Consider the following 14,039-nt stretch of genomic DNA (forward strand, 5'->3'; position numbering starts at 1 on the left):
ATCAGGGGCGCTCGTCGGGGCGAGCCGGGCGCACCATGTCCTGGTAACGAGGGTGGCTGGCACCGTAGACGGCGTAGTTGAGTCGGGCGTGCGAGAGGCTCAGGTCGCCGTTGGGGCCGCCTCGGACCGCGTCCGCGTCGGCGTCGGTCTGGCCATCATCGGTCCAGAAACAGACCGGGCAGGTCCCCCCGCCGGTCCGGGATGCACAGCAGGGACAACCCACGGGAACCACTTGTTCACCCACCGGGGCAGCATTCCACAGTCGAATATCAGCCGGATACCCGCAGGAGGTCCCCGGGAGCCACCCGGAGGACGTCCACCGCCCGCCCGCCGTTGACCGCGACCGCGACCAGATCGGCCGAGTCGACGTACACCACCAGGCCATCGTCCGGGGCGTCGCCGAAGGTCCGTCCCCGTACGGCCGGCCGGGCCGGCGTCGAATCCGGCGGACCGACCCGCAGCGCCGCCGGGAGCGGGTCGAGCAGGTGCGCCGGTGCGGCCAACTGGACGTTGCCGAAATGGTCCACGGTCGACACCTCGGCGGTGAAACCGTGCGCGTCCGAGGTCAGCGTCGGTGACGGCAGCCGGACCAGACCGGCCGGGTCGACCGGCGGTCCCGCCTCGCCCAGTGGTGCGCCGAGCGCCAGCCGGGCCGCGACCGGTGCGAAGACATCCCGGCCGTGGAAGGTGCCGGACACCCGGTCGGCCAGCCAGCGCGGGTCGGTCAACTCTACGGCGGCGGTCACCCCGCCGAGCGCGGCCGCGGCGTCCGGCAGCAGCCCGTTGTCCGGACCGACCAGCAGCCCACCCGGGGTGGCCAGCGCGACGCCCCGCCGGGCCGTGCCCACCCCCGGATCGACCACCGCCATGTGCACAACCGCCGGCAGGTACGGCACCGTCTGCGCCAGCACCGCGGCGCCCCGCCGCACGTCCATCGGTGGCACCAGATGGGTCACGTCGATGACCCGGGCCGCCGGCGCGATCCGGGCGATCACCCCGTGGCAGGCGGCCACGAAACCGTCGGTGAGGCCGTAGTCGGTGGTCAGCGAGATCCAGGGCGTGACGGACATGCCGGCAGGCTAACCCTCGGCAACAGTGCTTCGTTCCAGGACGAGCTCGTCGTGCAGCGGGATCCCGTCCTCGCCCACCAGCGGGATCTCCGGCTTGAGCAGTCGGGCCCGGTCAACCGCGCCCCGGTCCACGTCGACCAACCGCATTCCGCGCCGCTGGTAGAACCGCAGTGCCCGTAGGTTGTCGTTCGAAGTGATCAGCCACACCCGGGCCAGTCCGGCTGCGGCTGCGGTCGATGTCGCCGCCGCCAGCAGTGCCGTGCCGACGCCACCGCCGGGCTGGGACGCGACCAGGCTCACCACCTCCAGGCCGCCCTCGTCGACCCGGTAGGCCAGCGCGCCGACCACCGTCTCGCCGTCGACTGCCACCAGTGTCGGCAGGGTACGCAGGTCATAACGGGTGTCGTGGGCGATCACGTAGGGACCGCCCCACTCGCGTTCGTGCAGTGCGTCGATCGCCGTCCGCTCGGCGGGTCGGGCCCCCCGTACCTCGAACCCACCCACGTCCCGGCCTCCGATCGTTGCCGCTTCTGCTCTGCCCGCCGGAGAGAGTAGTCGTGTCGTGCGGTCGACCGGCGGAAGGCGGATATGGGACAGCGCGGTGACCGGCCAGCCCTTCCCGCCGCCGGACGCCGTTGGGCAGACTGCCATGGTGACAGTTCGGAGCCTGCCCGCCGTCGGAGTCCTGCTGGCCGCCGTCGCGCTCGCGGCCGGCTGCGGCAGTGCCGACACCGGCCGACCGAAGGCGGTCCCATCCGACTCACCCGTGTCGGCTCCGGCGGCCACCGGTCTCCCGAGCGCGCCGACACCCTCGCCGATTTCGCCCACCGCGGGCGGCGCGGCCTCCCCGCCCGTGCCGGCTCCGTCCTCCGCCGAGGCGCAGGGACCCACGCAGCGACGGCCGGCCACCCCACCGCCGGTGGTGCTGCCGAAACGTCCGGCCGGGGCGCCCGGGGCGAAGCAGGTCGTCGACGCGTTCAAGGCGGCCGGCCTGAAGGTGCCGCACCCGAAGGACCGCTCGGTCGACTGCGGACCGGACGGGCTCGGCCTGGGCTGCTCCGAGCTGATCGCCACCGACGCCGTCACCGTGTACGTGTTTCCGGACGAGATCAGCGCCGGTGACATCGCGGAGACCTGGAGCGGTCAGTCGTACCGGCGCGGCACGGTGGTGCTCAACTACCTTGAGGCGAAGACCCCGGCCGCCGAGCGCCCTCGCTACGAGAAGGTGCTCAACGCCCTTCGCTGAGCGCCGACCGGGTGCGACCCGTCGGGTGGTCGCCCGCCCAGCCGCGACGCCAGGAGATACGGCGCGGGGCTGGATCAGCCGCGCAGGCGCAGGCCGCGCGGGGTGGCCCGGAAGCCGGCGGCGGTCAGCGCGTCGCGCAGCGGCGAGGAGTGCACGGCCTCGCCGTCGGCCCGCTCCACCGACAACGCGCCGAGGGCCCCGGAGTGGACGGCGTCGGCGAGCGCCTTGCCGGCTGCGGCGAGCGCGTCGGTGTCGTCACTGAAGGACAGCAGCGTCCGGCCGCCGCGCTCCACATAGAGAACGAGGTCGCCGCCGACCTGCACCACCAGCGCGCCCGCCTTGCGGCCGGCCCGGTGCCCGGTCGCCGGGGCGGCTCCGTCGCCGGAGTCGACGACGCGCTCCGGCCAGGGCAGCGCCGCGCCGTACGGGTTGGCCGGGTCGGTGGCGGCGAGCACGGTGGCCGGCGCGCCCCGGCCCCGGGCACCGTCGGTCGGTTCGGCCAGCGCGCGCAGCCGGTCCACCGCGCCGGGCACCGCGAACTGCGCCGCGCCCAGCCCTTCGACGAAGTAGCCCCGACGGGCAGCGCCACGCTCCTCCAGCGCCGACAGCACCGGGTAGACCGCCGAGAACCCGCCGACGACCTGCTCGGCCATCACCGCACCGCGCGTGACCACCCCGTGCCGCTCCAGCAGCACGTCGGCGAGGGCGGCGGCGCGTCGGGTCGGGTCGACGTCCCGTTCGGGCAGGCGCGACCAGCGACCGGCGACGGTCGGCGGGCCACCTCGGCTGGGCAGCGCCACCCGACCGGGCCGCCGGTAACGGGTGCGCGGCGCGGACGGCCGCGAGCGGTGTGCGCCGCCGGCGCCGAGCACGGCGCGCAACGGGGCGAGCGTGTCGTTGGTGAGGTGCCCGGCCCAGACCAGGTCCCAGATCACCCCGGTCAGCGCGGCGTCGTCGGTCGAGCCGACCCGGTCGGCCAACGGCCGGAAGAACAGCGCCTGCCCGTCGCCGAGCGCGTCGAGCACCGCATCGTGCAGCGGGGTACGGGTCAACGCCTCGTCGGGCGGCGGGAGCAGCAGCGGTGCGGAGTCCGCGTACGCCAGGGTGACCCAGCCGTCGCCCCCGGAGATCGCCCCCGACCCCGCCCAGAGCACCTCCCCGCTGGCGCACAGCTCGTCGAGCTGGGCGGGGGAGTAGTCCGCGACCCGACCGGGCAGCACCAACCGTTCCAGTGCGGAGGCTGGCACCGCCGCGCCCTGCAACTGCTCCACCGTCGCGGCGAGCGCCTCCACACCTCGGGCGGACGAGCCGACCTGCTGCCAGCGGGGCAGGAACGTGGCCAGCGCGCGGGGCGGCACCGGCTCGATCTCGCGGCGTAGCGCCGCGAGGGAGCGGCGGCGCAGCATCCGCAGCACCTCGGCGTCGCACCACTGGGCGCCGGCCGAGTCCGGGGTGAACTCTCCGGAAACCACCCGCCCGGTGCTGCCGAGCCGGCGCAGCGCCTGCTCGACGACGAACACGCCGAGCCCGAAGCGGGCCGCGCAGCTGGCGGCGGCGAACGGCCCGTGGGTGCGGGCGTAGCGGGCCACCAGGTCACCGAGCGGGTCGGCCACCGGGGCGAGGTACGCCTCGGCCACTCCGACCGGCAGTGCGACACCGAGGGCGTCGCGCAGTCGGGCGGCGTCCTCGACACCCACCCAGCGCTGCTCGCCGGCGATGCGGACCCGCAGCACTCGTCGGGTGGCCTCCAGCTCGGTCAGCCAGGCCTCCGGCACACCCCGCTCGGTCAGCTCGGCGTCGCTCAGGTCACCGAGCACCCGCAGCAGCTCGACGACGTCTTCGGCGTCGCGGGGACGGCGTTGCTCGGTCAGCCAGCGCAACTGCCGATCGGTCTCGGCGAGCACGGCCGGATCGAGCAACTCGCGCAGGTCGACCCGGCCGAGCAGCTCGCCCAGGAGCGTGGAATCCAGGGCGAGCGCGGCGGCGCGCCGCTCCGCGAGCGGGGCGTCGCCCTCGTAGAGGAACGCGCCGACGTAGCCGAAGAGCAGCGACCGGGCGAACGGGGACGGCGCGGAGGTCTCCACCTCGACCAGTCGCACCTTCCGGGTGGCCAGGTCGCGCATCAGCCCGGCCAGCGCCGGCTGGTCGAACACGTCCTGGAGGCACTCCCGGGCGGCCTCCAGGGTGACCGGGAAGTCCGCGTACTCGCGGGCGACGTCGAGTAGTTGCGCGGCCCGTTGCCGTTGCTGCCAGAGCGGCTGGCGGCGGCGCGGGTCGCGGCGGGGCAGCAGCAGTGACCGGGCGGCGCACTCCCGGAAGCGGGCGGCGAAGAGGGCGGAGGTGCCGACCGACTCCTCCACGAGCTGGGTGATCTCGTCCGGCTCGAAGACCACCACGTCGGCGCCGGGCGGCTCGTCGGCGGTGTCCGGAAGTCGCACCACGATGCCGTCGTCGGAGGGCATCACCTGGGCGTCCACCCCGTACCGCTCGGCCAGCCGGCGGCCCACCGCGAGGGCCCACGGCCCGTTGACGCGTGCACCGAGGACGCTGTGCACGGCGAGCCTCCAGTCGCCCAGCTCGTCGCGGAACCGCTCGACCACGATCGTGCGGTCGTCCGGCAGGGAGCGGGTGGCCTCCCGCTGCTCGCGCAGGTACGCCATCAGGTTGCCGGCGGCCCAGTCGTCCAGCCCGCCGTCACGCAGCGCGGTCAGCGCCGCCTCGTCGCTCTGCCGCAGCAGGGTGCGCACCCGCGCGCCGATGGCTCGGCCCAGCTCCACCGGCCGGCCCAGCTGGTCGCCCTTCCAGAACGGCATGCGCGCGGCCTGCCCGGGAGCTGGCGAGACCAGCACCCGGTCGGGAGTGATCTCCTCGATGCGCCAGGACGAGGAGCCGAGCAGGAAGACGTCACCGATCCGGGACTCGTAGACCATCTCCTCGTCCAGCTCACCGACCCGGGCGGCCCGTTCGGCACCGGCCAGGAAGACCCCGAACAGCCCACGGTCGGGGATGGTGCCGCCGCTGGTCACGGCGAGTCGCTGTGCGCCGGGACGGCCGGTGAGCAGATCGGTGGCCCGGTCCCAGACCAGCCGGGGGCGTAGCTCGGCGAAGGCGGTGGACGGGTAGCGGCCGGAGAGCATGTCCAACACGGCGTGCAGCGCGGAGTCGGGCAGCTCGGCGAAGGGCGCGGCCCGGCGGACCAGCACGGCCAGGTCGCCGAGCGGCCACGGCTCCAGCGCCACCATCGCGACGATCTGCTGGGCCAGCACGTCCAGTGGGTTGCGCGGGTAGTGCAGCTCCTCGATCGCGCCGTCGGTCATCCGCTCGGCGACCACCGCGCAGGAGAGCAGGTCGCCGCGGTGCTTGGGGAAGACCACCCCACGGGAGACGGCGCCCACCTGGTGCCCGGCCCGGCCGACCCGTTGCAGCCCGGCGGCAACGCTCGGCGGCGCCTCGATCTGCACCACCAGGTCGACCGCGCCCATGTCGATGCCCAGCTCCAGGCTGGAGGTGGCCACCACCGCGGGGAGCTGACCGGACTTGAGCGCTTCCTCGATGTGCTTGCGCTCCTCCCGGGAGACGCTGCCGTGGTGGGCGCGGGCTATCACCGGCGTCGCGCCGGTGGCCGCGCCGGACTGGGCCATCACCTCGGCCGGTGGCCGGTTGCGCGCCGGACCGGCGGGGCCACCCCACCGCTGCGCGCCGGATGCCGCGCCGTCGTCGCCGGCCGGGTCGTCGCCCGCCGACAACCCATCCGGTACGACGAGAGCGCCCTCGCCCGACGCCGAGGCCACCTCTTCAGCGGCCAACTCGTTGAGGCGGGCGCAGAGGCGCTCGGCACTGCGTCGGGAGTTGGTGAAGACGATGGTCGAGCGGTGTTGCCCGATGAGGGTGAAGACCCGCTCCTCCACAGCCGGCCAGATCGAGGCGCGGCGCGGCCCGGGGCCGCCGAGGTCGTCCTCCGGTGGCTGCTCCTGCTCGTCCAGGCGGGTCATGTCCTCCACCGGGACCTGCACGCTGACCTCGATGGTCTTCGTGCTGGCCGGCTGCACGACGTCGACCGGGCGGGCCCCGCCGAGGAACTGCGCGCAGGCATCGATCGGCCGGACGGTGGCGGAGAGGCCGATGCGCTGCGCCGGGGCGGGCAGCAACTCGTCCAGACGTTCGAGGGAGAGGGCGAGGTGGGCGCCGCGTTTGCTGCCGGCGACCGCGTGCACCTCGTCGACGATCACCGTCTGGATGCCGCGCAGCGAATCGCGGGCCGCGGATGTGAGCAGCAGGAACAGCGACTCGGGCGTGGTGATGAGGATGTCCGGTGGGGTGCGGGCGAAGGCTCGCCGCTCGTCGGCCGGCGTGTCGCCGGTGCGCATGCCGACGGTGATGTCGGGTGGTGCGACGCCCAGCCGGGTCGCCGCCTGCCGGATGCCGGCCAGCGGGGCACGCAGGTTGCGTTCCACGTCGACGGCGAGGGCCTTGAGTGGGCTGACGTAGAGCACGCGGCATCGTTGGCGAGCCTCGGCCGGCGCGGGCTCGCGGGCCAGCCGGTCCAGTGACCAGAGAAAGGCCGCGAGGGTCTTGCCGGAGCCGGTGGGCGCCACCACGAGGGCGTTGCGGCCAGCGGCGACCGAGCGCCAGGCACCGGTCTGTGCGGCGGTGGGCGCGGCGAAGGCGGCCTCGAACCAGGCGCGGGTGGCTGGGCCGAAGCCGGCCAGCACCGCGCCGGCGTCTGCGTCTGCCCCGGTCACCGGTCCATCGTGCCCCGCCGGTACGACAACCACGACCGACCCCCGGCGGAATGTGCCGGACGAAAGCAAAAAGCGCTAAAAGTGTGCTTAATACGTTAAGTCTCACTTAACTGCTTGCTTCTAAGGAGCAACATAAAGTAACTTCACTCCCAACGCGAACCGGGGTGAGGGGATTTGATGGCCGGCGAGCAGCGCAACGTCGAACCGGGCACCGACGTGCTGATTCGCAAGGTTGACAGCCACCTTGCCGCGCTCCGCGGCGGCCTGCACGGTCCCGAGCTCGAGCTCGCCGAACGCCTCGCCCGTTGCCTGCGGGAGTTGGTTCTGTGCACCGCCCAGGCCAGCGCCGCCGATCGCGGCCAGGTCCGCGTCGCCGTCCATTACTTCGTGCTGCGCCGCGAGAGCCGAGGCCGACTGCTGTCGGTGCGGTCGCTGGCCGCCGCGGAGCGGGTGGTCGACAGGGTCGCGCGCCAGTTGGGCCGTGTCGACCTGCTGGCCGAGTTGGCGCGCGACCGCCCCGCCCGCGACGACGCGCAGCCCATCAGCAACGCCCTCCTGCACTAACCCCCGCACCCTCCGCCCACCCCCACCACGGTCGATCATGGAGTTGTGGTGGGTGACAAAGCTGGCGAGATGGACCTGAACGGGCACCACGACTCCATGATCGACTCGGGCTCGGGGCACCCGACGTGCGGGCGAATTCCGGTAAAACCGCCCGGCGGGCAACGAACTGGCGTCTGATCGCTGCTAGGCGCCACCGCTGCCCGGGCGTCGGCCACCTCGATCGGGAGCGCAGGTGCTGGTACTGCTCGTCCTCCACCTCGTGGCGGCCCTCGTTGCGCCTCTGCTCGTCCGATGGTGGGGTCCACGCGCGTGCTACCCGCTGGCGCTGGCACCGGCCGCCGCGTTCTGCTGGGCGGTGGCCCATACGCCAGCCGTCGGTGACGGCGGGGCAGTGGTCGAGACGTACCCGTGGATCCGGCAGTTGGGCCTCGACATCGCGTTGCGGCTCACCACCCTGTCCTGGCTGATGACCCTGCTGATCGGCGGCATCGGCGCGCTGGTGCTGGTCTACAGCGCCCGCTACTTCAGCGCCGGTTCGAGCGGGCTCGCACAGTTCGCCGCGGTCCTGGTCGCCTTCGCCGGCGCGATGCTCGTCCTGGTCTTCGCGGACGATCTGCTGCTGCTCTACGTCGGCTGGGAGCTGACCACGATCTTCTCGTACCTGCTGATCGGGCACAGCACCGAGCGGCGCTCCAGTCGGTGGGCGGCGGCGCAGGCGTTGACCGTCACCACGCTGGGCGGGCTCGCCATGCTGGTCGGGTTCATCCTGCTGGGCGAGCACGCCGGCACCTACCGCTGGTCGGAGATCGCCGCCCAGCCGCTGCCCGGCGGGGGATACCTGGTGGTCGCCGTGCTGCTGATCCTGGCCGGCGCGCTGTCCAAGTCGGCGGTGCTGCCGTTCAGCTCCTGGCTGCCGGTCGCGATGGCGGCGCCCACGCCGGTCAGCGCGTACCTGCACGCCGCCGCCATGGTCAAGGCCGGCGTCTACCTGGTCGGGTTGCTCGCGCCGGTGCTCGCCACGGTAGGCCCGTGGCGGCCGGTCGTGCAGATCGCCGGCGTGGCCACCATGCTGCTCGGCGGCTGGGCCGCGCTGCGGCAGACCGATCTGAAGCTGCTGCTGGCGTATGGGACGGTCAGTCAGCTCGGCCTGCTGATCGCGGTGACCGGGTCGGGCACCCCGGACGCCGCCCTGGCCGGCACCGCGATGCTGCTGGCGCACGCCCTCTTCAAGGCGGCGTTGTTCCTGGTCGTCGGCATCATCGATCACGGTGCCGGCACCCGTGACCTGCGTGAGCTGTCCGGGCTGCGGCACTGGTCCCGGCCCCTGTTCGTGGTCGCGGTGCTCGCTGCGGCGTCGATGGCCGGCGTGCCACCGTTGGTCGGCTTCGTCGCCAAGGAGGCGGTGTTCGGGGCGTTCACCGACCAGCCGGTGCTCCTGGCCGGGCTGGTCGCCGGGACGGTGCTCACCGTCGCGTACAGCGCCCGCTTCCTCTGGGGCGCGTTCGCCGACCGGGCCGGCGTGGCACCGGTCCAGCCGGGCTCGATCGCCGCGGCGCTGCTGGTCCCGCCGGCGGTGCTCGCCGGGATCGGTGTGCTCGTCGGCCCGGCCGCGAGTGTGCTGGACGGCCTGCTGCGCCCGTACGCCGATCTGCTCGGTGGGGTCGACGCGCATCTGGCGCTCTGGTCCGGACCGACCCCGGCGCTCGGCCTGTCCGTGCTGGCCCTCGGCGGAGGCGGCCTGCTCTTCGCCGTGCGCGGGCCGCTCGTCCCGGTGCTGGCCCGGCTCCGTTCGCCGGTGGGCGGCAACCAGGGGTACGAGTGGATCGTGGGTCGGTTCGACCGGCTGGCCATCGAGGTCACCGGGGCGACCCAGCGCGGCTCCCTGCCGCAGTATCTCGGCGTCATCCTGGTGACCCTGGTGCTGGTGCCCGGCGGGGCGATGCTCTCCGCCAGCCCGTGGCGGGCTCGGATCCCGCTCTGGGACAGTCTGCTGCAACCGGTGGTCGTGCTGGTCATCGCGGTGGCCGCCGTGCTGGCGGTCGGTGCCCGCCGCCGCCTGACCGCGATGCTGCTGGTGGGCATGACCGGCTACGGCACCGCGATGCTGTTCGTCCTGCATGGAGCACCGGACCTGGCGCTCACCCAGTTCCTGGTGGAGACCGCGACGATCGCGGTCTTCGTGCTGGTGCTGCGTCGCCTGCCGGAGCGGTTCTCGGCCCGCCCGCTGCGCCGCAGCCGGTGGGCCCGCCGGGCGCTCGGGGTGGCGGTGGGTCTGGTGGCCGCCGGGCTGGCCCTCACCGCGGCCGGCGCCCGCCGGGCACCGGACATCTCCGCCGCCTTCCCGGATCTGGCGGTGGCCCACGGGTACGGCCGCAACGTGGTCAACGTGACCCTGGTCGACATCCGGGCCTGGGACACCATGGGCGAGTTGGCGGTGCTGGTGGTGGCGGCGACCGGGGTGGCCAGCCTGATCTTCGAGCGGTCCCGGACCGGGCCGCGACCGCGCCGGCCGGAGTCGGACACGCAGGCGAACCGACCCGGCCGGCCGGTGTGGCTGCGCGGCGGCCCCACCCTCTACGAGGAGCGGCGCTCGATCGTGTTGGAGGTGGTCATCCGGCTGATCTTCCACACCGTGGTGCTGTTCTCCCTGTTCCTGCTCTTCTCCGGGCACAACGCGCCGGGCGGCGGTTTCGCCGGAGGCCTGGTCGCGGGTCTCGCCCTGGTGGTCCGTTACCTGGCCGGCGGCCGGTACGAGTTGACCGAGGCGGCCCCGATCGGCGCGGGTGCGATCCTCGGCGCCGGGCTGGCCGTGTCGGTGGGCAGCGGCGTGGTGGCGCTGCTGGTCGGTGGATCGGTCTTGGAGAGCGCCAAGGTCGACCGGTCCCTGCCGCTGGTCGGCGACACCCACCTGGTCACGTCGCTCTTCTTCGACATCGGCGTGTACCTGGTCGTGATCGGGCTGGTGCTGGACATCCTGCGCAGTCTCGGGGCCGAGGTGGACCGGCACATCGAGGCAACCGGGGCGGCCACGGGCGGCCTGGCCGTCGACAAGGGCGAGCGGGCATGAGCGCGAGGAGTGAGCCGGGGTTGCGAGCCCCGCAGTCGCGAATGGAGGCGGCACCATGACGGCGAGCGGCGCTGGACCGACGCTGGTGCTGGTGCTGGCCGTCGCGGTGCTGGTCGGTTGCGGGGTGATCCTGCTGTTGGAGCGCAGCCTGACCCGGATCCTGCTCGGGGTGATCCTGCTCGGTAACGGGGTCAATCTGTTGATCCTGCTGGGCGGGCGGCCCGGTGGGGCGCCGATCGTTGACACCGGCCCGGTCGAGCGGATGAGTGATCCGCTGCCGCAGGCGATGGTGTTGACCGCCATCGTGATCACCTTCGGGTTGGCCGCGTTCCTGCTCGCGGTGGCGTACCGGAGTTGGTATCTGACCGGCGACGACGAGGTGCCCGACGACCTGGAGGACCGGCAGATCATCCGCCGGGCCGTGCGTAACGAGGTGGGCACCGTCGACCTCGGCGGGGAGGGCCCGAACGGCGATCCGGAGCAGGTCGATCCGGAGCCCGCCCGCCGCCGGCTGCGACGCGGGGACGAGGCGTGATGAGCGCGCTGGTGCCGCTGCCGGTGGTGGTGCCGCTGCTCGGTGCGGCGCTGACGCTGCTGCTGGCGGGGCAGCCTCGGCTGCAGCGGGCCATCAGTGTGCTCTGCCTGAGCGGAACCCTCATTGTGGCGGTGCTGCTGCTGGTGCAGGCGTACCGGTACGGGCCGGTGGTCGTGGCGGTCGGGGCGTGGCCGGCACCGGTCGGCATCGTGCTTGTCGCCGATCAACTCGCCGCGCTGATGGTGGTGGTCTCGTCGGCGGTCACTCTCTGCGTGCTGCTCTACTCGATCGGGCAGGGTCGCAGTGAGACGAGCGAGACCACGCCGGTGGTCATCTTCCACCCGACGTACCTGGTGCTCACCGCGGGCGTCACCAACGCGTTCCTCGCCGGTGACCTGTTCAACCTCTTCGTCGGCTTCGAGATCCTGTTGGCCGCCAGCTTCGTGCTGATCACCCTGGGCGGCACGGAGACCCGGATCCGGACCGGGTCGACGTACGTGGTGGTCAGCATCCTCTCCTCGATGGTCTTCCTGACGGCGGTGGGCCTGGTGTACGCGGCCACCGGCACGCTCAACCTGGCCCAGCTCGCCCACCGCCTCGACGACCTGCCCGACGGCGTCCGACTGGCCCTGGAGCTGATGTTGCTCCTGGCCTTCGCGATCAAGGCGGCGGTCTTCCCGCTGTCGGCGTGGCTACCGGACAGCTATCCCACCGCGCCGGCCCCGGTCACCGCGGTCTTCGCGGGCCTGCTCACCAAGGTCGGCGTCTACGCGATCATCCGCACCGAGACGTTGCTGTTCCCCGGTGGACAGGCCGACGTGCTGCTCATGGTCGTCGCCGGGCTGACCATGGTGATCGGCATCCTCGGCGCGGTGGCGCAGTCCGATCTGAAGCGGCTCTTCTCGTTCACGCTGGTGAGTCACATCGGCTACATGATCTTCGGTGTGGCGTTGAGCACCGCCGCCGGGCTCTCCGGCGCGATCTTCTACGTGGTGCACCACATCACCATCCAGACCACGCTGTTCCTCGTGGCCGGGCTGGTCGAGGAGCGCGCCGGCAGCACCGACCTGCGCCGCGTCGGCGGGCTGGCCCGGGTGGCGCCGCTGCTCGGTGTCCTGTTCTTCGTCCCGGCCATGAACCTCGCCGGGGTGCCGCCGTTCTCCGGTTTCCTCGGCAAGCTCGGCCTGCTCCAGGCCGGGGTGGCGGCCGGCGGGCCGCTGCCCTGGGTGCTGGTCGCGGCTGGCACGTTGACCAGCCTGCTCACCCTCTACGTGGCGTCGCGGGTGTGGAACCTCGCCTTCTGGCGCGCACCCCGGCTGGCCACCATTGAGCCGGCCGTCCGGCTGCCGAAGCTGATGGTCGGGGCCACGGTGGCACTGGTCGCCTTCGGGCTGGCGCTGACCGTGCTGGCCGGTCCGCTCTTCGACGTCACCGCCGACGCAGCCGCCGACCTGCGACTGCGCACCCCGTACGTCCGTGCCGTGCTGCCGGGCGGCGTGCCGTGACCGGCCCTCCCGAGACTGCCCGGGATGCTCCTGGGCCCGCCCCGTCGGGTCGCGGCCGGTTCGGGCGCCGGCGGGACCAGACGGTGGCGCTCGGGTGGCTGGTGGTGGTCTGGAACCTGCTCTGGGGCGACATCAACTGGGCGAACGTGGCCGGTGGTCTGCTGGTGGGCGGCGCGGTGCTGGTCTTCTTCCCGCTGCCGGCGGTCAGCTTCGGTGGGCGGCTGCGGGCCCGGGGGGTGCTGGTGTTCGCGGCGCGGTTCGGTGTGGAGTTGGTCAGCGCGAGCCTGCACGTCGCCCGGATCGCCGTGCAGCCCGGCTACCGGCCGCGTGGGGCGATCATCGCGGTCCAGTTGCGGGTGCCCACCGACCTGAACCTGGCGCTCACCGCCGAGGCGGTCTCGCTGGTGCCGGGCACGCTGATCCTCGAGGTGGACCGGGACTCCGGAACGCTCTACCTGCACGTGCTGGACACCCACGGGCCGGCGGACCTGGACCTGGCCCGGGAACGCACCCTCACCGTCGAGCGGCGACTCGTCCGAGCGGTGGGCTCCACCGCTGAACTGCGCCGCGTCGAGACCGACCGATCCGAGAGGGGAAACCGCCCGTGAACACGTTCCTGGCCGTCGTCCTCACCGTCCTGCTGTCGGTGACCGCGCTCCTCGCGCTGGCCCGCCTCTACCGCGGCCCGTCGCTGGTGGACCGGGTGATCGCCGCGGACATGCTGCTCGCCACCATGATCGGCGCGGTGGGCGCCGAGGCGGCGGTCAACCGCCATGCCACCACACTGCCCGTGCTGGTGGTGCTCTCCCTGCTCGGCTTCGTGGGCTCGGTGTCGCTGGTCCGTTTCGCGGTCCGGGAGCAGCAGTGATCGCGACGATCGCGGACTGGCTGGGCGCCGCTTGTCTGATAGCCGGCGCGCTGCTCGGCCTGGCCGCCGGGGTCGGCGTACTGCGGTTCCCGGACGCGCTGTCCCGGATGCACGCGGCCACCAAGCCGCAGGTGCTCGGGGTGCTCCTGCTGCTGCTGGGCATCGCGTTGCGGCTGCGGTCCCCGGCGGATCTGGGCATGATCCTGCTGGTGGCGGTCTTCCAGTTGGCGACCGCGCCGGTCGCGGCCCAGATGATCGGGCGGGCCGCGTACCGCTCGGGGCGGCTCGATCGGGGCCTGCTCGACGCCGATGAGCTGGCCGAACGTGGGCCGGGTGGTGGGTCGGCCGGGCCGGCGTGACGACCTGGTCGGCGGCGGGTGAACCGGACGTTCCGCTCCTTCGGCCCACCCCCAGCGGAGTCCCAGCCAGCGCCGATAAAATA

Annotated in this window: 12 protein-coding genes; 8 read left to right on the plus strand and 4 right to left on the minus strand. The window is 73.2% G+C overall.

The window, feature by feature from the left end:
- Window position 1: 1 nt before the first annotated feature.
- The 3 genes from HNR20_RS21500 to HNR20_RS21510 are packed head-to-tail and all read right to left on the minus strand — an operon-like array spanning window position 2 to window position 1,574.
- Window positions 2-385, minus strand: a complete 384-nt coding sequence (locus tag HNR20_RS21500) for a CPCC family cysteine-rich protein (protein ID WP_229687463.1) — start codon at window positions 383-385, stop codon at window positions 2-4.
- Complete coding sequence (locus tag HNR20_RS21505; protein WP_184182640.1) at window positions 270-1,070, minus strand: SAM hydrolase/SAM-dependent halogenase family protein; 801 nt, start codon at window positions 1,068-1,070, stop codon at window positions 270-272. The genes HNR20_RS21500 and HNR20_RS21505 overlap by 116 nt, the downstream gene beginning before the upstream one ends.
- 9 nt (window positions 1,071-1,079) lie before the next feature.
- The gene (locus tag HNR20_RS21510) at window positions 1,080-1,574 is read right to left on the minus strand and encodes a GNAT family N-acetyltransferase (RefSeq protein ID WP_221309872.1); all 495 of its coding nucleotides are present in this window, start codon (window positions 1,572-1,574) and stop codon (window positions 1,080-1,082) included.
- A 148-nt stretch (window positions 1,575-1,722) separates the two neighbouring features.
- On the opposite strand from HNR20_RS21510, the gene HNR20_RS21515 reads away from it, so the two are divergent.
- Window positions 1,723-2,316 carry a hypothetical protein gene (locus HNR20_RS21515; RefSeq protein WP_184182646.1) on the plus strand — a complete coding sequence of 198 codons (594 nt, stop codon included), beginning with the start codon at window positions 1,723-1,725 and terminating at the stop codon, window positions 2,314-2,316.
- Between the two features lie 74 nt (window positions 2,317-2,390).
- Here HNR20_RS21515 and HNR20_RS21520 read toward each other — a convergent pair whose 3' ends face one another.
- Entirely contained in the window at window positions 2,391-7,058 is a 4,668-nt protein-coding gene (locus tag HNR20_RS21520) for an ATP-dependent helicase (protein WP_184182649.1), read from the minus strand.
- A 177-nt stretch (window positions 7,059-7,235) separates the two neighbouring features.
- Between HNR20_RS21520 and HNR20_RS21525 the strand changes: the two genes are divergently transcribed.
- From HNR20_RS21525 to mnhG, 7 genes are all read left to right on the plus strand, one after another.
- Window positions 7,236-7,622 (plus strand): hypothetical protein, encoded by a 387-nt coding sequence (locus HNR20_RS21525; RefSeq protein WP_184182651.1) that lies wholly within the window; start codon window positions 7,236-7,238, stop codon window positions 7,620-7,622.
- A gap of 232 nt (window positions 7,623-7,854) precedes the next feature.
- Window positions 7,855-10,689, plus strand: a complete 2,835-nt coding sequence (locus HNR20_RS21530) for a Na+/H+ antiporter subunit A (RefSeq protein WP_184182654.1) — start codon at window positions 7,855-7,857, stop codon at window positions 10,687-10,689.
- A gap of 55 nt (window positions 10,690-10,744) precedes the next feature.
- A complete protein-coding gene (locus HNR20_RS21535; RefSeq protein ID WP_184182657.1) occupies window positions 10,745-11,224 on the plus strand; it encodes a Na(+)/H(+) antiporter subunit C in 480 nt (159 codons plus the stop codon).
- Window positions 11,224-12,729 (plus strand): Na+/H+ antiporter subunit D, encoded by a 1,506-nt coding sequence (locus HNR20_RS21540; RefSeq protein ID WP_184182660.1) that lies wholly within the window; start codon window positions 11,224-11,226, stop codon window positions 12,727-12,729. The genes HNR20_RS21535 and HNR20_RS21540 overlap by 1 nt, the downstream gene beginning before the upstream one ends.
- Window positions 12,726-13,337 (plus strand): Na+/H+ antiporter subunit E, encoded by a 612-nt coding sequence (locus tag HNR20_RS21545; protein WP_184182663.1) that lies wholly within the window; start codon window positions 12,726-12,728, stop codon window positions 13,335-13,337. Before HNR20_RS21540 ends, HNR20_RS21545 begins: the two co-directional genes overlap by 4 nt.
- The gene (locus HNR20_RS21550) at window positions 13,334-13,597 is read left to right on the plus strand and encodes an MrpF/PhaF family protein (RefSeq protein ID WP_184182666.1); all 264 of its coding nucleotides are present in this window, start codon (window positions 13,334-13,336) and stop codon (window positions 13,595-13,597) included. Before HNR20_RS21545 ends, HNR20_RS21550 begins: the two co-directional genes overlap by 4 nt.
- Window positions 13,597-13,956 (plus strand): monovalent cation/H(+) antiporter subunit G, encoded by a 360-nt coding sequence (mnhG, locus tag HNR20_RS21555; protein WP_184188770.1) that lies wholly within the window; start codon window positions 13,597-13,599, stop codon window positions 13,954-13,956. The genes HNR20_RS21550 and mnhG overlap by 1 nt, the downstream gene beginning before the upstream one ends.
- Window positions 13,957-14,039 lie beyond the last annotated feature (83 nt).

Origin of the sequence: Micromonospora parathelypteridis (genome assembly GCF_014201145.1) — a bacterium.
GTDB lineage: Bacteria > Actinomycetota > Actinomycetes > Mycobacteriales > Micromonosporaceae > Micromonospora > Micromonospora parathelypteridis.

Excerpts from the sequence above, each read along its gene's own strand:
- HNR20_RS21540 (WP_184182660.1), top strand. The coding sequence starts at position 11,224 with ATGAGCGCGCTGGTGCCGCTGCCGGTGGTGGTGCCGCTGCTCGGTGCG.
- HNR20_RS21505 (WP_184182640.1), bottom strand. The coding sequence starts at position 1,070 with ATGTCCGTCACGCCCTGGATCTCGCTGACCACCGACTACGGCCTCACC.
- HNR20_RS21525 (WP_184182651.1), top strand. The coding sequence starts at position 7,236 with ATGGCCGGCGAGCAGCGCAACGTCGAACCGGGCACCGACGTGCTGATT.
- HNR20_RS21500 (WP_229687463.1), bottom strand. The coding sequence starts at position 385 with ATGGCCTGGTGGTGTACGTCGACTCGGCCGATCTGGTCGCGGTCGCGG.
- HNR20_RS21535 (WP_184182657.1), top strand. The coding sequence starts at position 10,745 with ATGACGGCGAGCGGCGCTGGACCGACGCTGGTGCTGGTGCTGGCCGTC.